Below are 23466 nucleotides of genomic sequence, written 5' to 3'. Positions count from 1 at the left end.
GGTTCGGCTCCGCTGATTCGGGCGTCCCACGGATTCGGTGCCAGGCACGTCAATCCTGCGGCAGCTGTCGGATGATCGCCGCCAGATCGATCCACACGTTCTCGCGGGCGATGTCTCCGCTGGCGGCGAATTCGATGATGTGCAGAAGCCGGAATTCAAGTGGGCGGCCTCTGCCTTCGAGACCAAAGGGCGTGCCCGGCGCGGTTCCGCGCCACATCGATTCGTCGACGATGAATCGATCGCCGTACAGCCGACGCAGGCATTCGACCTTGCTGTCGGACAGGTCGGCGAACAGTGATTCGTAGAAATCGCGGGCGCCCTCGCGGCCGTGGGACGGGCCGGCGGGCCAGCCCACGATGTCGTGCTCTACCTCGGGCGCGAGCGTGGCCAGCACGCCCTCCACGTCGTCGTGGGCCTCGAAGGCGAAATGCTCATCGACCTTCGAGTCCATTTGTGCACGGGACATGCTCACGTTCGACTCCTTATCGGGCAGCAGTGATACGGCGATCGCTTGATGAGACGATAGTCTCATCGATGGATTGCTGTCCAGATTCGTCCCGATCACGGGAATGACTGCTTGGCATCAGCTGTTAATGCTGGCGTAGGATGATGTGTCCTGCCGAAAGTCGGCAGGGATGCGAGGGGCTGATCGGTTTCGACTTCGCGCATCGAATCAAGGGAAGCGTGCCGGTGCAGGCAAGAGACCACCGTAAGCGTCGTTGCAACCAATTAAGCGCCGATTCCAATCAGCGCGACTACGCCCTCGCTGCCTAAGCGACGGTGTGTCTGTCAGACCGGGAGCGCCCTCGGCCCGGACCCTGGCATCAGCTAGAGGGACCCACCCACGGGTTCGGTCGCGGGACCCGTGGGGACATCAAACAGCGACTGGGATCGTCATCTCGGCTTGTTCGCGTGACTGAGAGATCCGAGTAGAGACACAGCGAACTGCGCACGGAGAAGCCTCGAAGACATGCCGTAGGACCCGGGTTCAATTCCCGGCAGCTCCACAACAGAAGACGCAGGTAGGCCCCCAGAAGTGGGGGCCTTTCCTGTATCCGGGTGTTGTCGCCGGTTTTTCGGTCGCGCTCTGCCACGCTGTGCGGGTGGACCTGGTCTGGGGTGTCGTGGCGCTGACCGTCGCGACGTTGACGGTGCTGTTGGCGGTTCGCCGGTTCGTCATGGTGGGAAGCCAGTTGGTGTTCTCGCGCTACGTCGCCGTTGGCGGGTTGGTCGCGTTCTCTGCGCACCGCGACGACGCCGACGCCTATCGCGTGCGGTTCGAAGTGGGCGGGCCAGGGGTGTTTCACAACGTGACGGTGCAACTGTTCGGGGTGTCCGACACGGGTGGCGTGCAACGCCCCGCCGTCCGGCACACCATGGCCGCCGGTGACAGTCCGATCGAGTGGACCTTCTGCCTCCCCGCCGAGGCGGCAGAACAGGCGTGGGTGATGGTGACGTGGGTCCGGCCGTATCTGCAGGGTGTCGAATCGGAGGCGCTCGCGCAGTGGTTGCCGACGGGCCGCCTGTACGAATGGCGGTGGTACTCCGAGACGACCCGGTACGTCCGGACCGTCATGCGGTTCGTTGCCCGACGATGGCCGGTGCTCGGCGAGTCGATGCGTGAGTTGCCGCTGTACGGCCGGTGGCGACGCACGTCGTCGAACACCAGTGCCGATCTGCTGGGCCCGGCTGCCACCCCGCCGCCGAAGGTCTGACGGCGATGCCGCCGGGGCCCGCAGGCGGGCAGCACCTCCCACTCGCGGACCCCGGCAGGGTTTGCCCGTCACCGCAAACGAGTCGAGCGTCCCGGTCGATGGCATGCCCGACGCGGCCTGGCAGTGCTTGCCGGGACCGCGGCGTGCCCCAGGGAGCGAGGACGCCTGCGGGCCGCGGGTCGTGCGATGCGCTGGACGGGGGCCGCGTTGACCGCTATCGCCGCAAGCAATTCGGTGTAGCTCCAGCCGATTTCCGTTCCGGACAGGGCCGACAGGTTGATCATCTGATCTCGGCCGGGCCGACCAGGGCCCGTCATGCTGGGCTTCATGTTGATGTCGATGGCCTTGATGACCCCATTGGCGTCTTCGCGGCAATCGATCCGGATCGGTGCCGTGGCGTTGAGGAACTGCGCGACTCGGACAGCGTGACGGCTGAATTCGCGGAGTCGGTCGTCGTCGCCCGCGGGCTTGCTGTTCGACTGGATCGGCACCACGCCGCTGAACGGCATCACGCCGCCGTGATGACCGGTCCGCTCGATCGCCGGAAGAGGCCAGTGGGTGGCTTCGCGGCGCACCCCGTCCGCCGTCTCGTAGGTCCCCGGCGGCATCACGGTCACGGCCAGCTCGCGGCCCGACAGGTACTCCTCGAGCAGAAATTTGTTGCCGAACTTCGGTCCGACCAGTGACTCGATGTGCTCCGCCGCTTCGGCAACGGAGTCGACGACCTTGACGCCGGCGCTGCCGCGTCCTCGCGCCGGCTTCACGATGATCGGGAAGGTCAGCCCCTTGGTCGAAACGGCATCCTGCACTTGACCTTTCGCAGGTCCAGTCTCGACATTGACCAGGGCTTGCATGGGTACCGGGACGCCGATCGCGCTGATGGCGGCCTGGCACACGTTCTTGTCCTCGAACTTCTCGACGACATCCAGTGGCTGACCGACGACGTACAGCCCGACGCGGGAACCGAAGTGGGCCATCGGATGCTCGTCGAACAAGCTGGTGTTGGCCCACAAGATCTCGGCTCCGTCGGCGACGGCTCGGGAAATTCCCTCGAGCGTGTCCGGGTACGTCCAGTCCACATCGACATCGGGCCGCGGATTGCCCACCGGGGTGAGCACGTCACAGCCGGCCTGTGCCAGCGCGAAGGCGATGTCGGCAGATGAATCCCGGTAGCCGAAGGGGTTCGAAGGCTTGACCGCCCCGCCCAGCGACGGCGGTGTCACCGCCTGGTGCAGAACGGCGACCGGTTTGCCGTACAACGCTGGCGCGTTCGACACGGTGATGTCGCCGGTGCTTCGCATGTCTGCTGTGTTCATTCGAGTTCTCCTGTTTCAGTGCGTATTTGGTATTTGTCATTGGGTTTGGTGTGACCTTGCCCAACCGAAGTTACGGATCTGTCGACGCCCTGGCCCGCTTGTGCGCACAACACCTACAAGCGCGCGATCTTCGGCTTTTGTGCGTTCCGCTCATCGCGGTTGCGGCGTGCCCGGGAACGCAGCGATGATGTCGCCGACGTCCGAGCAGGTCTCCAGGTCGAGGATCTTGGCTGCGAGCCGGTCGATTTCGAAAGATGTTGCACCGAGCCGCATTTCGAGGCAGTCGGAGAACTTGGCGATCGCCTGGTCCTCCGTCATCGGCTGCTCCGGGCTGCCCTCCATGAACTCCAGGACGCGTTCGATTCGTCGTCCGTCCCGGCAGAGGATGCGCACCCGGGTCGGCGACATGGCGCCGGGTGCGATCGCGTCGTCCATCACCACCCGGGTACGCGCCGCGAGAGCGCTGACAACGGGATCCGAGATCTGCGGCCGTTGGAACGTCGCCACGTCGACGCGACCGTGGATGAGCGCCGACGCAAAGCAGTAGCAGGCGTTGAACTGGGCGTGAATCGTCGAATCCCTGGCGACGTCGTAGGGTTCGCCGACGATCTTGGTGTTCACCTCGCTCATGCCGATGACGACGCTGTCGATCTCCGCTGGGCTCAAGCCTTCTCGGTGCAGTGCCTGACCGATGGCGATCGCATTATGGGTGCAGCGGCAGCAGGGATAGGGCTTCATGCTGTGCGTCATGACCTCCCACGTCCGACCCAGGTCCTGTAGGAGCGCGTCGGGGAGAACCTCGCCACGCTCATACAGCTGGAACAGTCCGGCTTCTCCCTCCAGGAAGCGGGTCGGGCCGGTCAATCCGGCTGCGGCGAGATAGGCCGCGGCCGTGCCGTTGCGGGCGGCGAAGCCCGCTCCGAGTCGCTTGGCCAGCACGCCGTCGTTGAGCGCCTGCCGCGTGCCCGAGGCTTGATGGAAGGCCAGTCCGACGGCGTCGCAGAACTGCGTGTCGCGCAGGTCCAGCACTCGTGCGGCCGCGGCTGCAGCGCCGAGCGCACCCATGACGGTGGTCGGATGCCAGCCGCGGGACATGCTGTGGGGCGCGGCGAGTCCGAGCCGGGCCTGTAGCTCCACGCCGGTGGCCAGGGCTGCGATGAGATCGCGTCCGCTGACGCCGCCGCGCGCTTCCGCCGCCGCCATCGCCGCGGGCAGGATCACGGCGTAGGCGTGTACGCGGCCGGGGTCGTGGTTGTCGTCGAAGTCCAGTGCGTGCGCCGCTGCGCCGTTGGCGAGTGCGGCCGTCGGTGGCGCTACGCGCCCTTTGCCGATGAGCACGGTCGACGGGCCGGCGCTCTCCCAGTCGAGAAGGAGATGGTTCACCTCGGGGATGCCGGGGGCGTCGGCCGCGGCGGCGATCACGCCCAGGGTGTCGAGCACGAAGAGCTTGATCCGCTGCACCACCGAAGCGGGGAGAGCCGAGTAACTCCAGTTCTCATAGGCGGCCATGACTGTGCGGCTGAACCCGTCGGCGGGCGCGTACTGTTCCGTGGCCGGCGCGATCGGCAGGCCTGCTGTCGTTGTGGTGTTCATCGTGGTGGCCTCTCAGATCAGTTGCGGGGCAAGAAGAATGCTGCGGCGGCCGCCGCAGCGCCGGCGAGGATGAGGACGGTCGAGGCGACGGCCGTCCACCCTGCGAAGTCCAACGCGATGCCGCCGAACCAGCCGATGATGCTCGATCCGGCGTAGTAGAAGAGGTTGTAGAGCGACGAGGCCTGCGCCTTGCCGACGGTGGCTCCGCGACCTGCCCACCCGGTGGCGATGGCATGCGCGCCGAAGAAGCCGACGGTGGCCACCACCAGGCCGATCAACACGAGAAAGAGGTTGGCGCACAACGTGATCACCACTCCGGTGAGCATGATGGTGATCGAGGCGAGGAGAACCGCCTTGCGGCCGAACCGAGCGGCAAGCGCACCCGCGAGGGTCGATGCTCCGGTGCCCGCCAGGTAGGCGAAAAAGATCAGGCTGACCACGGTTCCCGGCAGGTGATAGGGCGCGGCGGTGAGCCGGAAGGCCAGGAAGTTGTAGATCGCCACGAACCCGCCCATCAGCAGAAAACCTTGGGCGAACAGCGTGAGCTGGCGCGGTGACCGCAGGTTGGACAAAAGGCGGTGGGCCAGAGTGCCTTCGAGACGGGTGCCGAAGCCGTTCGATGGGGTGAAACCGCGTGAGTGCGGCGCGAGTTTGACGAAGCCCGCCGCAGCGGCGGTGCACAGGACAGCCACGGTGAGCATGCCGACCCGCCACGTCGCGACGTCGGTGACGGGGCCGGCGACCACCCGGCCGAGAAGTCCACCGATGCTGGTGCCCGAGACGAAGGTCCCGGCCGCACGGGCGGCGTGCTCGGCGGCTATCTCTTCAGTGAGGTAGGCGATCGCGATGGCAGGCACCCCAGCGATCACCAGGCCCTGCAGCAGCCGTCCGGCGAGTAACAGATGAAAGGTCGGTGCGAACGGGGTGAGCAGCCCGAGCACGCTGGACGACAGGACCGAAACCGACATCGCCTTCACCCGGCCGATCCGGTCGGCGATCATCGACCAGGGGATCACGCCGACGGCCAGGCCGATGGTGCAAGCCGACACCATCAGCGCGGCGCCTGCCGCTCCCACGCCCAGGTCGGCCGAAATCCGGGGTAGAACGCCCTGCGGGGAGTAGAGCTGAGCAAAGGTTGCTATTCCCGCGCAGAACAACGCCGCCAGCAGGCGGCGGTATTCGGCGGATCCGCGCCGGTGGCCGGCCCAAGTTTGTTTGCGGCTGACAGAGACGGATGTCATTTCGAGCCTTCCGGTGCCGTTCCAGGGCGTTGACGAGGGCGAATGCCGCCAAGCTAGGCCGGTGTCGACCGGCTTGGCTCGCTTGTGCGCGCAACCTGCGCAGTGCGCGAATTTCCCTTTTTGCGCATTTCGCTCACCAACGGCCGGCGTATGTCCACCGTGACCGGTGGTGACGCGACCTTGATCCTTTGCCGGCACGCGCTAGATTGAGGCGTGTTTTCTCGCCGCATACGTAGCCCCCGGACGGGCAGTGCGCGGTCAGGTGGTCGCTGGGTCGGGCTTGGCGCTACTGCACTGTTCACGGCCGGCGTCGCGCTGGTCGCCCCAAACCTGCCGGTGGCATCTGCCACCGACTGCGCCGACGCCGAGGTGATCTTCGCGCGCGGTACCGATGAGCCGGCCGGTCTGGGCCGTGTCGGCGACGCCTTCGTCGATTCGCTGCGCAAGCAGACCGGCATGAACATCGCCAGCTACGCGGTGAACTACAAGGCCAGCAAGCTGCAGTTGCACGGTGGTGACGGCGCAAAGGACGCGATCTCCCACCTCAAGTCGACGGTGTCGTCCTGTCCCAACACCCAGATCGTCTTGGGCGGCTATTCACAGGGCGCCAGCGTGATGGACATCGTGGCCGGCGTCCCTGTGGGCGGGATCAGCTGGGGTGATCCGCTGCCCGCCGAGTACGCGAAGAACGTCGCGGCGGTCGCGACCTTCGGTGACGTGGCGACCCGAACCGACCAGGCACTGCCGACCCATAGCGCACTGCTCGGTGCGAAGGCGATCGACTTGTGCAATCCCGCCGACCCGATCTGTCACCCTGGTCCGGGCAACGCGTGGAGCGGCCACACCGAGGGCTACGTCGGGGTGTACACCACCCAGGCGGCGGCGTTCGCTGCGGACAAGCTGATGGCCGGGTCTGCTCCGACGGTGCCCGGATATGGGCCGTCGTCGGGCTACGACCCGGCGACCTCGGTGCACGGCCCGCAACCGGGATACGGCTCCGGAACGCCGGGGTACGGCGGCCCGCAGCCGTCCGTGTCCGGCCCATCGACATCCGACCCCGCTTCGCTGCCCCCTGACCTGGGGTGGGTCTCGGCGGTTCGCTGACGCGCTTCGGAGAGCCTGCGGGCATCGTCCGACGAGATCGAACTCCGCCTGGAATCATGGGTAATCGTTCCCTGCGTGCCATCAAAACGGGGAGATGATCGAAGTGTTCTCTGCACAACGTGAGTTCGCGGCCTACGGCCCCTCGCACTGCGCGGTCTTGGCGGTGTTCGTGGTGGGTGCAGTGCTTCTGGTCGTGGTGGGCCGTCGCCAGACCGAGGCGCAGGCACGGACGTTCAGCCGGGTGCTGGCCGTCCTGCTCATCGCGGCGTTCGCGGTGGCGCTGGGCTACAAGCTGGTCGACCCCACCATGGACACCTCGGTGCCGCTGCAATTGTGCGACGTCGCGGAGCTCGCGGCGGCTTACGCACTGTGGTCCCAACGACATTGGGCGTTCGTTCTCACCTACTACTGGGGCCTCGTGCTGAGCTCGCAGGCGTTGATCACCCCGGACATCGGCACGCCCAGGGAGGGTGCTCCGGACTTTCCCCACCACCTGTTCATCACGTTCTTCACGCTTCACGTACTGGTGGTGTGGGCGGCGATCTATCTCACGTGGGGACGTCGGTATCGACCGCGATGGCGCGACTACCGCTTCGCTGTCATCGCCACCCTCGGGTGGGCAGCTGTCACGCTCGCCTTCAACGCGGCCACCGGAACCAACTACGGCTACCTCAACAGAAAGCCCCCCACGGCATCCCTGCTGGACGTGCTGGGCCCGTGGCCGGTGTACCTCTTGGCCGAGGTCGCAATCGTTCTGGTCGTGTGGGCGCTGATGACCTGGCCGTGGGAGCGCGCCCGGCGACACGCCGAGCAGCCGCGGCCGCTGCAAGAAACCAGTGATTGACAGCAACATTTTGACGAGCTAGTTGTATTACACGCGAGAGCGGATGTGTATCGCTTGCGACCTGTCCACGGGGCGACAGTGGCCTGATCGAAGAGGCAGGTTGTGCGGAGCGACTCAGCAGCGTCGACGGTGGAACCGGCACAGGGTGCCGGTCTCGCGAAGGCCATCAGGGCACTGTCGGTGCCCATCCTGCTGGGATGGGTGCTGCTCACCGTCCTGACGAACGTGCTCATACCACCACTGGAGAAGGTCGGTGAGGAGCACACCGTCGGGCTGAGCGCCCAGGATGCGCCCGCGATGATCGCCATGCGCAAGATCGGCAGCGAATTCCGGGAGTTCGACTCCGACAGCAACGCCATGGTGGTCCTGGAAGGCCGGCAGCCGCTCGGCGACGAGGCGCACCACTATTACGACGGCGTCGTCGCCGCGCTGAAGGCCGACACCGCACACGTGCAGCACGTCGCCGACTTCTGGGGCGATCCGCTTACCGCCTCGGGCGCCCAGAGCAACGACGGCAAGTCGGCCTACGTGCAGGTCTACCTGCGCGGCAACCAGGGTGAAACGCTGGCCAACGACTCCGTCGCCGCGGTGCGGGAGATCGTCGCCAAATCTTCGCCTCCGCCGGGTATCGACGTGTACGTCACCGGGGGCGCTCCGCTGATCAACGATCAGCATCATGCGGGGGACAAGAGCATCGCGAAGGTCACGTCCATCACGCTCGTGGTCATCGCGGTGATGCTCGTGCTCGTCTTTCGGTCGGTCGTGACCATGATCCTGGTGTTGCTGATGGTCTTCCTCGAGCTGGGGGCCGCCCGCGGCATCGTCGCTTTCCTGGCTCATTTCGGCATCATCGGGTTGTCGACGTTCGCGGTGAACCTGTTGACGTTGATGGTCATCGCCGCGGGTACCGACTATGCGATCTTCGCGATCGGCCGGTATCAGGAGGCGCGCGGCGCGGGCGAGGGCCGAGATGTCGCTTACTACACCATGTTCCGCGGTACAGCGCATGTTGTCCTCGGATCCGGGATGACGATCGCCGGTGCCATGCTGTGCCTGAGTTTCACCCGCCTGCCGTACTTCCAGACCATGGGTGTGCCGTGCGCGGTCGGCACGTTCGTCGCCGTCATCGCGGCGCTGACCATGGGCCCGGCGGTGATCGTGCTCGGCAGCCGGTTCGGACGTTTCGAACCCAGACGCAGTATCCGGTCGCGGGGTTGGCGTCGCGTCGGCGTTGTGGTGGTGCGCTGGCCAGGGCCCGTCCTCGTCCTGACGTTGGCGCTGGCGCTCGTCGGATTGCTGACGTTACCGGGCTACAAGACCAATTACGACGCGCGCAAGTACCTTCCGGCCGATCTGCCGGCCAGCGTCGGATATGCCGCAGCTGAACGGCATTTCAGCGCCGCCCGGATGAACCCTGAGCTGCTCATGGTCGAAAGCGACCACGATCTGCGGAATTCCGCCGACTTTCTGGTGATCGACAGGATCGCCAAGTCGATCGTCCGGGTTCCGGGCATCTCGCGCGTGCAGGCGATCACCCGGCCGAACGGCCGGCCGATCGAACACACGTCGATCCCGTTCCTGCTCAGCCGGCAGGGCACCACGAACACGATGAACCGCAAGTACATGCAGGACCGGATGTCCGACATGCTGGTGCAGGCCGATGAGATGCAGCAGACCGTCGACATCATGGAGCGGATGGCGGGCCTCACCCAGGAGATGGCCGACACCACGCATCAGATGGTCACCAAAACCAGGACGATGACCATTGACATCGCCGAACTGCGCGACCACATAGCCGATTTCGACGATTTCTTCCGGCCGCTGCGCAACTATCTGTACTGGGAGCCGCACTGCTTCGACGTCCCGGCCTGCTGGTCCATCCGGTCGATCTTCGACACTCTCGACGGCATGGACACCATGACCGACGACGTCCAGAAGCTTCTGCCGGACCTGGAGCGTCTCGATTCCCTGATGCCGCAGCTCGTTACGTTGCTGCCGCAGCAGATCGAGACCATGAAGACGATGAAGACGACGATGCTGACGATGTACGCCACCCAGAACGGCCTGCAGGATCAGATGGCTGCGATGCAGGAGGATTCGACGGCCATGGGCCAGGCCTTCGACGACGCCCGCAACGACGACACTTTCTATCTTCCGCCGGAAGCCTTCGACAACAACAACTTCAAGCGTGGCATGAAGAACTTCATCTCACCCGACGGCAAGTCGGTGCGGTTCATCATCAGCCATGAGGGTGATCCCGCGACGCCGGAAGGCGTCGAGCATGTCGACCCCATCAAGCAGGCGGCCAGGGAGGCGATCAAGGGCACTCCGCTGGAGGGCTCGAAGATCTATCTGGCGGGCACGGCGGCAACCTACAAGGACATGCGCGACGGGTCGCACTACGACCTGCTGATCGCCGGAATCTCGGCGGTATCACTCATTTTCATCATCATGCTGCTCATCACCCGCAGTGCGGTCGCCGCGGCCGTCATCGTCGGGACGGTGCTGTTGTCCCTCGGTGCCTCGTTCGGGCTGTCGGTGCTCGTCTGGCAGCACCTGCTCGGGCTCGAGCTGCACTGGATGGTGCTCGCCATGTCGGTGATCCTGCTGCTGGCAGTCGGCTCCGATTACAACCTGCTGCTGGTGTCCCGGTTCAAGGAGGAGTTGCACGGTGGGCTGAAGACCGGGATCATCCGCGCGATGGCGGGTACCGGGTCGGTGGTGACATCGGCGGGTCTGGTGTTCGCGTTCACGATGGCCTCGTTCGCGTTCAGTGACCTCAAGGTCATGGCGCAGGTCGGCACCACCATCGCGCTCGGCTTGCTGTTCGACACGCTCATTGTGCGGTCGTTCATGACGCCGGCCATCGCGGCCCTGCTGGGACGGTGGTTCTGGTGGCCGACGGTGGTGCAGTCCGACGCATCGAAGCGTCGCCTGGCGGCGCTGACGGACCGACAGCAGGCACTGGCGTAGGCGAACGGCCAGGTCGGGCCGGTATTGACGCCACCGGCTGCCGGCGGGAACCGTCTTTCTCAGCTCGTGCCCATGTCGATGGGGCAGAATTGCCGAGGTGTCGACACCGCCGCAACGCCCCGGACAACCTGGTTGGCGCGGTCGGGGAGCGCCACCGCCCGACCCCGCGACCCAGCGGCTGCGGCCACCCGAGCCGCCGACCGAACGGCTGAGACCCCCTCCGCCGCGACCGCGGCCGGGCCAACCCGAACCACCGACCGAGCAGTTGCGCGCCCACCGGCCACCGGCCGACAGCCCGGCCACCGAGAAGCTCACCCGCCAGCGTCCGCCGTCGGGTGAGCGTGCACCGAAGAAGCCGCGGCGTTGGCAGGTCGTCGTCCTGGTCGTGGTCATCGTCGTCGCGCTGATCGTCGGCGGACTGGCCGGTGCCGAACTGTATGCCCGGCACCGGGCGGGGACGCTGCTGGCCGACGTCACGCAGTGCGTCGTGCAGGACGGCGCCACCATCTCGTTCGGGGTGAGTCCGCCGTTCCTGTGGCAGCACATCACCGGCCACTACACCAATATCTCCGTCGATACCGCCGGTAACCAGGTCCAAGCGGCCAAGGGGATGACGGCCGACGTGAGCCTGTCCGACATCCGCTTGCAGGGCGATGCCAATTCGAAGGGCACCATCGGATCGCTCACCGCGACCCTGTCCTGGACCTCGGCCGGGATCAAGAACACGGTGGCCGAGAACCTGCCGTTCGTCGGAGACCTGCTCACCGACGTGCACACCGACACCGCCGCGGGCACCCTCATCCTCGAAGCTGCGGGCGGTACCAGCATCACCGCCAAGCCCGTCGTCACCAACGGTGACCTGAACCTGCAGGTGCTCGACGCCACCGGCCCGTTCTCCAAGGACGCCGTGCAGTCGGCGCTCGACGGGCTCACCAAGAAGCTGAATGACAACTACCCGTTGGGTATCCACGCCGACAGTGTCGAGGTGACGAGCACCGGTGTGGTCGGCAAGTTCTCCAGTCAGAACGCGTCAATTCCCAACGGGGAAGCCAACTCCTGCTTTGCGAGCATCTGAGACCCGCACGTGAACATCTGTGTCTTCCTGTCCGCTGCGGACCTCGACGAGCGCTACACCGGGCCGGCGCTGGACTTCGCCGAACTCGTCGGTGCCCGCGGGAACACCTTGGTGTGGGGCGGATCCGACACCGGGTTGATGAAGGTCGTCGCCGACGGAGTGCGGGCCGGCGGGGGCCGGCTGGTGGGTATCTCGGTGGATTTCTTGCGCCACCAGGCAAAAGCGGACGCCGACGAGATGGTCTTCACGCGTGACCTGGCCGAGCGCAAGGCCACGTTACTGGCCCGAAGCGACGCCATCGTGGTGCTGGTCGGCGGCCTGGGCACAATGGACGAGCTGACCGAGATCCTGGAACTGCGCAAGCATGGCCGGCACGACAAGCCCGTCGTGCTGCTCAATACCTCCGGCTTCTACGACGGTCTGCTGGTGCAACTGCGTCGAATGGAGCAGGACGGGTTTCTGCCGATTCCACTGGACGAGTTGGTGCACATCACCGACGATGCGAACGATGCGCTGGCGTATCTGGAACGCGCGCTCGCTCGGTAGAGCGTCGGGGAGTTCAGGCGGCGATCAGGCGCAGCGGCAGCCGGCGGTGCCTGCGGATGATGTTGTTGACCGCCCACTCGGGCTCGCCGACCACTTCGATGCGGTCGACGCGGCGCAGCAGGGCCTGCAACATCGCGGTGGTTTCCAGCCGCGCCAGCCCCTGTCCTGCGCAGGCGTGAGCACCATTGCCGAATCCCATGTGACGGCCGGCATCGCGACCGATGTCGAAAACCTCGGCCCGGTCCCATTCGTCCTCGTCACGGTTGGCCGACGCGTACATCACCAGGACCTGTGCACCCGACGGGATTGCGACACCGGCGATCTCGGTGTCGCAGCTGACTCTGCGGGCGAACGCGCGCAGCGGTGATTCGTAGCGCACGATCTCGTTGACGGCGCCGGGGATCAGCGCGGGATCCTCCTTGAGCCGCTGCCACTGTTCGGGATGCGTGCCCAGCAGATACAGCGCGTTGGGGATGGCGCTGATGGTGGTGTCCAGCGACGGGGCGATGTAATCGATCATCAAGGCCGGGCAGTCGTCGTGGGCCAGGACACCGTCGTCGGCGGCGTGCAGCAGTTCGTCGACGATGCTGCCGGGAACGACGCGACGTTCGGCGACCACCCGCCGGACGAATCGAACCATCTGAACGGCGCGTGGAAGCGCTTTGATTGCTTGCCAATTGAGCGGGCCCAGGATGTCGAAGCTGGCGGCACCCCAAGCCAGCAGATGTTCGCGTTGGTCGCGGGGCCAGCCGACCAGGTCGGGCACCACGGCCAGCGGCAGCGCGGTCGCGAGGTCCACACCGTCGACGGTGCCGCGGGCGACGGCGGCCTCCACGACACTGCGTGCCTGATCGTCGACGGCGTCGCTGACGCCCCGCAGAGCCCGCGGCAGCAGCCGGTGCGCGACCAGTTTGCGCCGCCGCGCGTGCTCGTCACCATCACTGGCCAGTGTGGTTCCGCGGGACAGCCTGTTGCACAAGGCGTTCAGTGCAACGCTGTGATCGGACAGGAACTGTTGGTCGTCGCGCAGCGTGGCCTTGCACTCGGGATAACGCGGCAGTGCGAAACACTTGTGCCGGTTGAGCCATACCGCCGGGCCGAGCCGGCGCATCCGCTGATAGTGGGGGTAGGGGTTGAGGATGGCGTCGGTTGTGTAGATGTTCGCCGGGTACTCCGCAACGGTGGTCATGGCATCCTCCTGGCCGGGGTGTGGAAGGTGGGCAAGGCGTCGAGCAGGGCGCGCACGTCGCGTCCGGCGCAGGCCACAGTGCGGTCCGGACGCACGACGGCCGCGACGGCATGACCGCGCCGCAGCCAATCACCAACGGCACCAATGGAATCAATATACGTCGTGGCACCGCACGCGGCGACGCGGGCGGATTCGGCATCGGTCAACGCCCGGACACTCAGCACCGCGAAACCAGGGCCGAGCCGGGTGTCTAGTCGTGTTCCGTCGTCCAGGACCGGGTTCGGGCACAACCGGCCGGCCAGCTTTCCGGGCCCGGCCGGCCGCAGCGACGGGGTGCGCGAATCGAGCACCCTGCGGCGCAGGACCGGGACGAGATGTAGTCGGGGCACCACGACGCGGCGCGCCAGACGGCCGAATCGGCCGCCTGCGGTCATCGCCCGTCCGACGTTGAGCGCCAACCCGATCATGCTGCGGGCATGGGGTATTCGTTCGGACTCGTAGGTGTCCAGCTCCGCAGGGTCGAGACTGCCGTGCAGGACACCCGCCAGCTTCCAGGTCAGGTTCACAGCGTCGCGCAGGCCGGCGCCCATGCCCTGGCCGATGAACGGCGGGGTGAGATGGGCCGCGTCGCCCAGTAGGAAGATGTTCCCTCGGCGCCAGCGGTCGGCCACTTGCGCGCGGAAGGTGTATTCGGTGACGCGCACGAGTTCCAGTCGGTCCTCGGTGACTTCGGCCGTCCACGGCGCGATCAGCGGGCGTAGCGCGGACAGCGTCGAGAAGTCGGCGGCGGATTCTCCTGGCAGCAGCCGGAACTCCCAACGGTAGCGGGTAGCGCCGATCCGCATGTAGGTGCCGGCTCGGCGGGTGCTGCACACCTGATGCACACCCTCCCACTGGTGCAGGTCAGCGGTGGTGGCGACGTCGACGACCAACCAGCGCTGCTCGAAGCGAAGATCACGCATCGTTGAGCCGATTCGGGTGCGCACCACACTGTTCGCGCCGTCACACCCGAGCACGTAGTCGGCGGTGAGGGTGTGCATGGTCGTCCCCGCGGCGACGGTGATGCGCGCGGGCGTGCCGGGTTCGATGTCGACCACCTCGGCGCCACCCCACAATCGGATGTGCGGGTACCGGGAAAGGTTGTCGCGTAACAGCTTTTCGAACTCCGGCTGGTCGAACATGGTGGCCTGCGGGAAGCCGTTGGGACTGTGCGCGGGATCGCGGCGGAACTCGTTCAAGACCCGCAGGTCGTCGTCGAGCAACCGCAGCCCCAACGCAGGTCGCGAGATCGCCGAGAACTCCTCGGCGATGCCGAGCCGGTCGATGACGCGGTAGATCTCGTCGTCGAGATGCACCGCACGGGGCTGCGGGTAGACATCGGGCCACCGGTCCAGCACCAGCGCGTCGACGCCGTACTGGGCCAGCAGGGTGGCTGCGGTGACCCCGGTCGGGCCGGCGCCGATGATGACGACCGGATGGTGGTTCACCACCGCACGCGCATACGTTGCGCCCCAAGGTCGATAGCTGCGTCGTCGGTGGCGATGGTGGCCTCGACGACGTCACCGTCCTTGAGGTATTTCGGATTGGCGGCCTGGCGTTTGAAGAATGCCTTCCACTTCAGCGCCGGCGGCAGCAGATTGCCGATGATCTCGATCGGTTTCGGTGGGGCGCTGAGTGCGGTGCCGACCGGGGTGCCGGTCAGGATCAGGTCGCCTGCCGACAGATCCTGAAAACGGGTCAGCGACTGCAGGGCTTGCAGTGGGCGGTACAGCATGTCGCCCTCGACCAGTGCGTTCTGCCGCTGTTCACCATTGACGCTCAGGCGCAGCCGCAGATCACCGAACCGCTTGAGTTCGTCGGCGTCGAGCAGCACCAGTTCGGGCCCGACCGGCGTGAACGTCGGATAGGACTTGGCCTCGTAGAACTGGGTCTGCGGCAACTGGACGTCGCGCGCGGACACGTCGTTGGTGATCACCAGCCCGGCGATAGCCCCGGCCAGGTCTGCTTCGGAAAGGGTTGTCCCCACTGGGATATCGCGTCCGATGACGAGGCCGATCTCCACCTCATAATCCAGTAGCCGAACATGCGGCGGCTTGACGATGTCGCAGAACGGCCCGCTGATGGACGCCGAGGACTTGCGGAAGAACGTCAGGGGAATCGTTGTCGGATCCATACCGGCGTCGCGGACATGGGATTCGAAGTTGGTCATCTGGGCGATCACCCGGCACCCAGCGGTGACAGGAGACAGCAGTTCCAGGCTTTCCAGTGACACCGACTCGCCCGATCGTGCCGCGTCGATGGCGGCCCGGTCGGCCAGCAGGGCGCCGGTGGTGGCGGCGCTGGTCTGGATGCGGGCGGCGCCGTCGGGCGTCCTGACCCACCACGTGTCGGTGGTACGGAGCACGGAAATCGTCATGAGGCAGCAACTTTCAGTAGACCGATGAGGCGTCGGAGGTCGAATTCGTTGTCCGCGCGTAGCGCAGCGATCATCGAGCGCAGTTCGTGGCGAGCCGATCTCAGATCGGTGCCGAGGAAGTCCTTGCTGACGGGTGGTCCCCACTGCGACAACCCCGAGGCTGTGAACGGCGCCCAGCCGGGTTCCACGGTGTTGTCGAACATGTCGCCGTCGGTGAAGTGTTCGACGAGAAATCCGTCCGGATCGCGCCAGTAGTCGAACAACTGGCTGCCCTGGATATGCCGGCCGATACCCCACGAGCGCAGATAGCCACGGTCGCGCAGGTATTCGCCGCCGGCTGCGAGCGCGTCGAGATCGCTGACCTGGTAGGCCGAATGCACGTAGCGATCGGCCGGGCCGAGAGCCAGGGCGACGGTGTGGTGGTCGGCCGGTGTGGTGCCGCGGTCGCACCGGATGAAGCTCATCGCCGGGCCGCGGTCGCGCTGACCCGGGAAGAACTGGAAGTCGCTGACGATCATGCCGAAGGTCTCGAGGTACCAGTCGAGGGTGCGGTGATAGGTGGTGGACTGCAGCACCACATGGCCGAGGCGTTGCACCCGGGCAGGCACCCGCGCCGGTCGCTGCATCGCGTTGGCGCGCCTGTGTTCGCGGCCGGCGTTGACGACCAGCGGTGGTTGCGTGGGCAGCTCGGCGAGTTCGTGCATACCGGCCACGACCCGCACTCGCGTGCCGCTCGGGTCGACGAGGTCGACGGCGAGCCCGCCGAGTGCCTCGGGAAGGGGCCGGACCGAGAAGCCGGTCTTATCGGCCAGGCGCAGCACGTCGACCTCGTCGGCGGCGCGCAACGCGAGCCCACCGAATCTGCTCCGGGCGCTGCGGCGCGCCAGTACGCACGGCGCACCGGCGTCGGTGCCGCGCAGGTGCAGTTCGTCGGGGGTGCGCAGCGCCGTCTGGAAACCGAACGCCCGGGCGAACGCCTCCGCACGCGCCAGGTCGGGCTTCTCGAATTCCAGCCAGGCCAGGTCGGCGACCTTGATCACCGGATTCTTGGCGCGCCCGCTGTGCTCGCCCCGGCGGGGGCCGTGCTCGCTGTGCACGTTGTCGTGCGGATCGTGTGCTGTTTTGCGCAGGTGAGCGGTCATGACACCTCCTTGTCTGACGAAATCGTCACATACGACGTAATGATCAGTCAACGATTTCTGACGAAATCATCAGAAATGAGGCACACTGGTCAGGTGTCCGACGAACCGGTGAGCCGCTCCCAGCGGCGCAAGCAGCGCACCCGCGCGGCGTTGATCGAGGCGGCGCAGTCCTTCATCGCGGCGGGCAAGCTCAACGCGCCGATCCTGGAAATCACCCAGGCTGCCGATGTCGGGATGGGCTCGTTCTACAACCATTTCGACAGCCGTGAGCAACTGTTCGAGGCGGCCGTCACCGAGGTGCTCGACAATCACGGTGTGCTGCTGGACGAATTCACGTCGTCCATCGACGATCCGGCCGAGATCTTCGCGGCCAGCTTCCGGCTCACTGGGCGGTTGTTCCGCCGCAGGCCCCAGGAAAGCCAGGTGCTGCTCGCCAACGGCATGTCGCTGCTGGTGTCCGACCGCGGGCTGGCCCCGCGTGCGTTGCGCGACATCAAGGCAGGGGTCGCGGTTGGCCGCTTCACCGTCGCTGATGCCGAATTGGCGCTGGCGATCGCCGGAGGGGCGCTGCTGGGCCTGGGGAATCTGCTACGCGCTCAGCCCGATCGCGACGACGCGCACGCCGCTGACGTCGTCACCGAAGATGTGCTACGGCTGTTCGGGATGTCCGCTGACGACGCTCACGACATCTGCACCCGGCCACTGCCGGACCTCTCGGCGCTGAGGCGGCCGGATTCGGTGGCCTGACGCAGCGGCCGGTTGGTTCGCGGGCGCCGGTGAGCGTCAGTGCGGCTGGGCCAGGATGGCCCCGCCGAGCCAGCGTTTGAGAAAGCGCCGCAACTCTTCTCGGCTGCGGCCGGGTTCATTGGCCGCGACGAAGAACGACATCATGGTGCGCAGCGTGAATTCGACGAGTTCGTGCTGGGCTGGTTCGTCGTATCCGTATTTGTCCCAGTCGACGTCGAACCGCTTGAGCATCCGCAGGCCGATGGCCTGCGCCTCGTCGGACGCCAGGTTGCCCGAGTTGGCGGCCACATACGGTTCGGAGAGCAGGATGCCCAGATGCGGGGTCCGGGCCACCTCCTCGAGCGAGAACAGCACGCCCTCGGCCATCGCCTCCGCCGGATCCGAGATGCCGTGGACTGCATCGGTGAGCCGATCGAGGAAGCCGTCGACCGAGGCGATCGCCGCCGCGTGCATCAGGGCCTCGGCGGTGGGGAAGTAGCGGTACACCGTCTGCCGGATGACACCAAGCGACGCCGCGACGTCGGCAACACTCACGTCTGACCCGGTCTCCGAGATCAACCGGACGGCCGTCGTGACGATGCGCTCGACGGCCTCCTCGTCGCTGCTGGGAGGGTGCCCGTCCCACCCGCGCCTACGCGCCACAGGGTCGAACCTTCGCCACCGACATCCTTGCAGGATATCGGTCGTTGACGCGATGGAGCCGGATGCGGTAATCATACAACTAACGCCTTATGTGTATGTTTACTTCGAATCGAGGTGTCAGCGATGACTGATCTGATCGTCCGGAAAATGCGGTTCGCGTTCGCCGACCATCACGTGCCTTTCCTCTGGAACGAGGCCAATCCGGCCTTCTCGTCCATGGCCAACGCGGTGTCGTTCCTGGCGATCGCCTTCGAGAAGATGATCGGCCAGATGATCCCCGAGGCCATGCCGTACCTCACCGATCCGGAGATCGCCGAGGAGGCACAGGCTTTCGTGCGCCAAGAGGGTCAGCACTCGATGGCCCACCGCCAGCACGTGAAGGGGTTGATCAAGAGCTATCCCGCACTCAAGGAGACTCTCGACGAGGTGACCGCGGCCTTCGACGATCTGACGGCCAACACCCCGCTGAAGTACCGCCTGGCCTACACCGCCGATCTGGAGGCGACGTTCACGCCGGCGTTCAAGCTGATGCTCGACCACGACACCACCCTGTTCGCGCCGGGGGACGATCGGGTGGCCTCGCTGTTTCTGTGGCATTTCGTCGAGGAGGTGGAGCATCGCAGTTCGGCGTTGATCATCTACGACGCGGTCGTCGACGACCCGTGGTACCGGATGCGGGTCGCCCCATCGATTTTCAAGCACGTATGGGGTGTGCTCCGGCTGGCCTGCGAGGGGTTCAACAAACACGTTCCGCTGGCGGACCGCAAGGTCGACGCACTGTCGATGTTCGGTGTGCAGCGCCGGAAAAAGGCTCTGATGCAACGGCTTCCGTTCCTGCACGGGCCCGACGACGGCCCGTTCGACAACGCCTTCGGTCATCTGCCCCTGCGTGATCAACTGATCGCGATGGCCGGCATCGTGCGCAGCCAGATCCCCGGGCACAATCCGGCGCACGAGCGGCTGCCCGCACTGGCCGACGAATGGTTCGCACGCTACGAGGCCGGCTACGAGGTCACCCAGTGGTACACCGCTGGCACGCGCGTGGAGCCCGCCGATGTCTGACCTGTGCACCCCGACCTTCGCGGATCTCGCTGCCCGGCTGGGCTTCTCGTGTGACACCGCAGGCGGAATCGTCGAGGTCCGCAATCCGTTCGCCCTGCAGAATTGGACGCTGCCGGTGCTGGAGATCACCGTGATCGTCGGCGCGGTGCTGACACTGGCGTACGCGATCGTGCGGCTGCGCCGTCACAACGATCCGACCAACCTGGTGCTGTGGTTCGGCGCCATCGCGTATCTGCTGATCATCGAACCACCGTTGTACTTTCCTGGCCCTTTTGGGATCAGCGAGCACGTCGACACGATGTTCGCGCACAACGTATTCACCGTCGACTTCCTGTGGGGCCGGTTGCCCCTCTACATCGTGGCGATCTACCCGATGATGGCGACGGTGGCGTTCGAGATCGTCCGGATCCTCGGCGTTTTCCGTCGCCGCGGCGTCCTGGTCGGGGCGCTCTGCGTGGGGTTCGTCCATCATGCGTTCTACGAGATCTTCGACCATCTCGGACCGCAGTTGCGTTGGTGGGAATGGACTTTGCAGCACCCGATGAACCAGCCGTTCTTCGATTCGGTGCCGTTGCCCAGCGCCGTGGTGTTCGCCGCGCTGTGGCCGATGTCCCTGGCATTCTGCGTGCAGCTCTTCGTCGGTCGCCACGTCGACGACGGCACGACATTCACCGGTCTGCAGATCGCGGGGCGCACCGTCGTCGTCGGCGTGTTGGCCTCCATCGGCACCGCCATCCTGCCGTTGCCCGCGACCATCGGTGGTTCGCTCAGCGGCAGCGTGACCGTCGGGGGCGCGATCTACGCGGCCGAACTGCTGGCCCTCACGGCCGTGGCGATACCGGTGCTGTTCGGTCAGTGGCGCAGTCTACGTCGCGACCCCGCGGCGGCGGACTATGCCAACCCGCTCGTGCTGCGCTACGCCGCGGTGTACCTCGCGGTCATGACCGTGTTGTGGATCAGCGCTCTGCCTGCGTACTTCGGTGCGGTCAACGGCGTCACGACCGAGGGGGGCCCGGTCGGCAGTCTCGGCTACAGCGTCATCTGCCTGCTGATCGCGGGACTGTCGATCGCCGCGGCCGTCAACGTCTCGACGGCGGTGTCGACCGCGAAATTGACGTTTGTGCAGTCCTCCATCGGGTAACTCCCCGGTGCAGGAGGTCAGGAAATGCCTACATGGAGTTGGATCGTCATCGCGGTCGTCGTCGTGGTCATCGTGGTTCTCGCGCTGATCGCAGGCGCATCGATGATGCGTAAGAAGCGTAGTGACAGGTTGAAGGACCAGTTCGGTCCGGAGTACGAGCGGGCCGTGGAGACCGCCGGAGGTCAACGCGCCGCGGAAAAGGAACTTCTTGCCCGCGAGCGCAAACACCACAAGTTGGACATCAGTGAGTTGACGCCGCAATCCAGGGCGCGATATGAGCAGGCGTGGGAGGAAACCCAGGCGGGGTTCGTGGACAATCCGTCGGAGTCGGTCAGCGAAGCCGACCGACTGGTGACCGAGGTGTTGCGCGAACGCGGTTATCCGATAGACGATTTCGAACAGCGAGCAGCTGACATCTCGGTGGATCACCCCAAGGTGGTCGAGCACTATCGGGCTGGGCACATCCTGCACCTGGCGCAAAAGCGCGGTGACATCGGTACCGAGGCACAGCGTGAGGCGATCGTGCACTATCGCACCCTCTTCGAGGAACTGCTGCGGCCAGACCACGAAGCACACGAAACATCGTCCGAGCGCGAAACCGGTACGGACACGGCCAAAGGGGCGCGAGCATGACTACCCACGACGACATGACCACTCACGACGAGCAGACGTCAGCCGGTCGGCCTCAGGCAGCAGACATGGCCGAGACCAGGGACACCGACGCGCCGACGAGGAACGTCGACACGGCTGAGCCGGCCCACAAGGGCCAATCTTCGGCCGCCGAGGCAAATGCGTCGACCGCCACCGACGCACCGATCGACGACAACACCTTGTTGTTCGCCGACGAGCATCTGTCGGGTCTGCGCTCGCGCTGGAATGACGTCCAGGCGGCCTTCGTCGACGACCCGAAGCAGTGTGTGCAGAAGGCGGACACTCTGGTGGCAGAAGTCGTCGAAGAACTGCACGCGAGTTTCGCCGACACACGTTCCCGGCTGGAGGCTCAATGGGCACGTGGCGAAGATGCGTCCACGGAGGACCTCCGCGTGGCGCTGAGGCGCTATCGCGATTTCTTCCAGCGGTTGCTGTCGGTGTGAAACGGCTACAGGATTTCGAGGATGCTGTTCTTGAGCGCCTCGGAGTCTGTGCCGAACACCGCCTGGACACTGTTGCCAACCTCGATCACGCCGGCTGCGCCCAGTGCGCGTAGCCGGTCTTGATCGACCTTGGTCTTGTCGGCGACGTCCATCCGTAACCGGGTGATGCAGGCGTCGACGGTGACCAGGTTCTCCCGGCCGCCGAACGCCTCGATGAGTTGTTCGGCCTTACTGGCGGTGCGCTTCAGGGTGTCGACCGCACCGGCGGCGGCCGTGTCACCGAGATTGGCGGCCTGCTCGGCGTCGAACTCGGCCTCAGGCTCGCGTCCCGGTGTGCGCATGTTCCACTTCGTGATCGCGAACCGGAACAGCAGGTAGTAGACGACGAAGAACACCAGGCCCATGCCGACGAGCAATGGGATGTTCTTCGCGGCCGGCGCCGTGCCGTAGAGGAGCAGGTCGACCAGGCCGGCGGAGAACGAGAAACCGAGATGGATGTCGAGCAGATAGGCGATCGCCAGCGACAGGCCCGTCAGCACGGCGTGCACGACGTAGAGCGGGAACGCCACGAACATGAACGCGAACTCCAGTGGCTCGGTGACGCCGGTCAGAAATGCGGTCAGCGCCGCCGCCGACAGGATGCCGACCGCGACCTTGCGCTGCTTCTTGTTCGCGACGTGGATCATGGCCAGTGCGGCGGCGGGTAGCCCGAACATCAGGATCGGGTAGAAGCCTGAGGTGAGGTGTCCGGCAGCGGGGTCGCCGGCGGCGAACCGGGTCAGCTCACCGGTGACCACTTTGCCGTCGGGCGTCTGATAGTCGCCGTAGAGAAACCACACATAGGAGTTGGGGATGTGGTGCAAACCGAGCGGGATCAGCATGCGGTTGGCGAACCCGTATACGAATGCGCCCAATGCTCCCGAACCGCCGATGAACCGGCCGAGGCCGGTGAGCCCTGCGTCGAAGATCGGATAGAAGTAGCTCATCGCGAACCCGATGAACAGACAGGCCAGTGACACCGCGATCGGGACGAACCGTCTGCCGCCGAAAAACCCGAGATACGACGGCAATTCGATGGTGTGATACCGGTCGAACAGCCACGCGGTGACCAAGCCGACGACGATGCCGGCGAACACGCTGTAGTTGATCTGGGCCTGCTCACCGGACTTGTCGACCTGACCGGCGAGCACGATCGGCGACATCGTCTTGAACACCGCCGACGTCACCAGATAGCCCACCGCGGCGGCCAGCGCGGTGGATCCGTCGGCCTTGCGGGCGAAGCCGATCGCCACGCCGATGGCAAAGAGCAGGGGCAGGTTGCTGAACAGGGCGTCGCCCGCGGCGCTCATCGACTTGAAGAACGGTCCGATCACCGGCGCGTCGATCCGGCCCAGCAGGTCAGGCTGGCCGAGCCGCAGCAGGATCCCCGCCGCGGGCAGCACCGCGATGGGCAGCATGAGGCTCTTGCCCAGCCGTTGCAGCTGGGCGAAACTGCGCGCTGTCGGACTCGATTTCCCCGGTGTCCCGCCAGGTTTCGTGGTATCGGTCATGGGTGCGTCGCCCTCCTGGTCGCCTGTGCGGCCGCCGCTGAGTTGGTCGGAAGCTTAAACGAGACGGCATGAATCG

Annotated in this window: 21 protein-coding genes and 1 other RNA gene; 12 read left to right on the top strand and 10 right to left on the bottom strand. The window is 65.9% G+C overall.

Annotation, left to right across the window (positions count from 1 at the left end):
- Positions 1-49 precede the first annotated feature (49 nt).
- Positions 50-466 (bottom strand): ester cyclase, encoded by a 417-nt coding sequence (locus tag BTO20_RS24860; RefSeq protein ID WP_232491269.1) that lies wholly within the window; start codon positions 464-466, stop codon positions 50-52.
- A gap of 175 nt (positions 467-641) precedes the next feature.
- Between BTO20_RS24860 and ssrA the strand changes: the two genes are divergently transcribed.
- Positions 642-1010: a transfer-messenger RNA gene (ssrA, locus tag BTO20_RS24855) on the top strand.
- A 93-nt stretch (positions 1011-1103) separates the two neighbouring features.
- Positions 1104-1715 (top strand): hypothetical protein, encoded by a 612-nt coding sequence (locus BTO20_RS24850; RefSeq protein WP_157680319.1) that lies wholly within the window; start codon positions 1104-1106, stop codon positions 1713-1715.
- Positions 1716-1783: 68 nt separating this feature from the next.
- On the opposite strand, the gene BTO20_RS24845 is transcribed toward BTO20_RS24850, so the two are convergent.
- The 3 genes from BTO20_RS24845 to BTO20_RS24835 all read right to left on the bottom strand — a co-directional run bounded on the left by BTO20_RS24845 (position 1784) and on the right by BTO20_RS24835 (position 5865).
- Positions 1784-3031 (bottom strand): ATP-binding protein, encoded by a 1248-nt coding sequence (locus BTO20_RS24845; protein ID WP_087078714.1) that lies wholly within the window; start codon positions 3029-3031, stop codon positions 1784-1786.
- A gap of 150 nt (positions 3032-3181) precedes the next feature.
- On the bottom strand, positions 3182-4624 hold the full coding sequence (locus tag BTO20_RS24840; protein ID WP_087078713.1) for an MmgE/PrpD family protein: 1443 nt from the start codon (positions 4622-4624) through the stop codon (positions 3182-3184).
- 17 nt (positions 4625-4641) lie between these two features.
- Positions 4642-5865 (bottom strand): MFS transporter, encoded by a 1224-nt coding sequence (locus BTO20_RS24835; protein WP_087078712.1) that lies wholly within the window; start codon positions 5863-5865, stop codon positions 4642-4644.
- Between the two features lie 294 nt (positions 5866-6159).
- On the opposite strand from BTO20_RS24835, the gene BTO20_RS24830 reads away from it, so the two are divergent.
- From BTO20_RS24830 to BTO20_RS24810, 5 genes are all read left to right on the top strand, one after another.
- Positions 6160-6969 (top strand): cutinase family protein, encoded by an 810-nt coding sequence (locus tag BTO20_RS24830; RefSeq protein WP_232491268.1) that lies wholly within the window; start codon positions 6160-6162, stop codon positions 6967-6969.
- 94 nt (positions 6970-7063) lie between these two features.
- Positions 7064-7813: a YwaF family protein gene (locus tag BTO20_RS24825; RefSeq protein WP_198344053.1), complete on the top strand. Its 750-nt coding sequence runs from the start codon at positions 7064-7066 to the stop codon at positions 7811-7813.
- Positions 7814-7942: 129 nt separating this feature from the next.
- On the top strand, positions 7943-10786 hold the full coding sequence (locus BTO20_RS24820; protein ID WP_087078711.1) for an MMPL/RND family transporter: 2844 nt from the start codon (positions 7943-7945) through the stop codon (positions 10784-10786).
- A 97-nt stretch (positions 10787-10883) separates the two neighbouring features.
- Positions 10884-11861: an LmeA family phospholipid-binding protein gene (locus tag BTO20_RS24815; RefSeq protein WP_087078710.1), complete on the top strand. Its 978-nt coding sequence runs from the start codon at positions 10884-10886 to the stop codon at positions 11859-11861.
- A 9-nt stretch (positions 11862-11870) separates the two neighbouring features.
- On the top strand, positions 11871-12407 hold the full coding sequence (locus tag BTO20_RS24810; RefSeq protein WP_087078709.1) for an LOG family protein: 537 nt from the start codon (positions 11871-11873) through the stop codon (positions 12405-12407).
- 13 nt (positions 12408-12420) lie between these two features.
- Here the strand turns inward: BTO20_RS24810 and BTO20_RS24805 are convergent, their stop codons facing one another.
- The 4 genes from BTO20_RS24805 to BTO20_RS24790 are packed head-to-tail and all read right to left on the bottom strand — an operon-like array spanning position 12421 to position 17154.
- Positions 12421-13596: a cytochrome P450 gene (locus tag BTO20_RS24805; RefSeq protein WP_087078708.1), complete on the bottom strand. Its 1176-nt coding sequence runs from the start codon at positions 13594-13596 to the stop codon at positions 12421-12423.
- Positions 13593-15083: a bifunctional 3-(3-hydroxy-phenyl)propionate/3-hydroxycinnamic acid hydroxylase MhpA gene (gene mhpA / locus BTO20_RS24800; RefSeq protein WP_232490841.1), complete on the bottom strand. Its 1491-nt coding sequence runs from the start codon at positions 15081-15083 to the stop codon at positions 13593-13595. Before mhpA ends, BTO20_RS24805 begins: the two co-directional genes overlap by 4 nt.
- Complete coding sequence (locus BTO20_RS24795) at positions 15080-16012, bottom strand: fumarylacetoacetate hydrolase family protein (RefSeq protein ID WP_087078706.1); 933 nt, start codon at positions 16010-16012, stop codon at positions 15080-15082. The genes mhpA and BTO20_RS24795 overlap by 4 nt, the downstream gene beginning before the upstream one ends.
- Positions 16009-17154, bottom strand: a complete 1146-nt coding sequence (locus tag BTO20_RS24790; protein WP_087078705.1) for a VOC family protein — start codon at positions 17152-17154, stop codon at positions 16009-16011. The genes BTO20_RS24795 and BTO20_RS24790 overlap by 4 nt, the downstream gene beginning before the upstream one ends.
- Before the next feature lie 75 nt (positions 17155-17229).
- Here BTO20_RS24790 and BTO20_RS24785 point away from each other — a divergent pair, with 75 nt between their 5' ends.
- Complete coding sequence (locus BTO20_RS24785; RefSeq protein WP_087078704.1) at positions 17230-17901, top strand: TetR/AcrR family transcriptional regulator; 672 nt, start codon at positions 17230-17232, stop codon at positions 17899-17901.
- Between the two features lie 36 nt (positions 17902-17937).
- Here BTO20_RS24785 and BTO20_RS24780 read toward each other — a convergent pair whose 3' ends face one another.
- On the bottom strand, positions 17938-18543 hold the full coding sequence (locus BTO20_RS24780) for a TetR/AcrR family transcriptional regulator (protein ID WP_087078703.1): 606 nt from the start codon (positions 18541-18543) through the stop codon (positions 17938-17940).
- A 123-nt stretch (positions 18544-18666) separates the two neighbouring features.
- On the opposite strand from BTO20_RS24780, the gene BTO20_RS24775 reads away from it, so the two are divergent.
- From BTO20_RS24775 to BTO20_RS24760, 4 genes are read left to right on the top strand one after another with little or no spacing between them, the layout of a single operon-like run.
- The gene (locus tag BTO20_RS24775) at positions 18667-19605 is read left to right on the top strand and encodes a metal-dependent hydrolase (protein ID WP_087078702.1); all 939 of its coding nucleotides are present in this window, start codon (positions 18667-18669) and stop codon (positions 19603-19605) included.
- Positions 19598-20746 (top strand): hypothetical protein, encoded by a 1149-nt coding sequence (locus BTO20_RS24770; protein ID WP_087078701.1) that lies wholly within the window; start codon positions 19598-19600, stop codon positions 20744-20746. Before BTO20_RS24775 ends, BTO20_RS24770 begins: the two co-directional genes overlap by 8 nt.
- Before the next feature lie 24 nt (positions 20747-20770).
- A complete protein-coding gene (locus tag BTO20_RS24765; protein ID WP_087078700.1) occupies positions 20771-21379 on the top strand; it encodes a hypothetical protein in 609 nt (202 codons plus the stop codon).
- Positions 21376-21840 carry a hypothetical protein gene (locus tag BTO20_RS24760; protein ID WP_408632125.1) on the top strand — a complete coding sequence of 155 codons (465 nt, stop codon included), beginning with the start codon at positions 21376-21378 and terminating at the stop codon, positions 21838-21840. The genes BTO20_RS24765 and BTO20_RS24760 overlap by 4 nt, the downstream gene beginning before the upstream one ends.
- Positions 21841-21845: 5 nt before the next feature.
- Here the strand turns inward: BTO20_RS24760 and BTO20_RS24755 are convergent, their stop codons facing one another.
- Positions 21846-23390, bottom strand: coding sequence for a PTS transporter subunit EIIC (locus BTO20_RS24755; protein WP_087078699.1), 1545 nt, complete (start codon positions 23388-23390; stop codon positions 21846-21848).
- Positions 23391-23466 lie beyond the last annotated feature (76 nt).

Origin of the sequence: Mycobacterium dioxanotrophicus, assembly GCF_002157835.1 — a bacterium.
Classification (GTDB): Bacteria; Actinomycetota; Actinomycetes; order Mycobacteriales; family Mycobacteriaceae; genus Mycobacterium; species Mycobacterium dioxanotrophicus.
The sequence above is the reverse complement of the archived record's forward strand: the minus strand, read 5'-3'. Positions and strand labels throughout refer to the sequence as shown.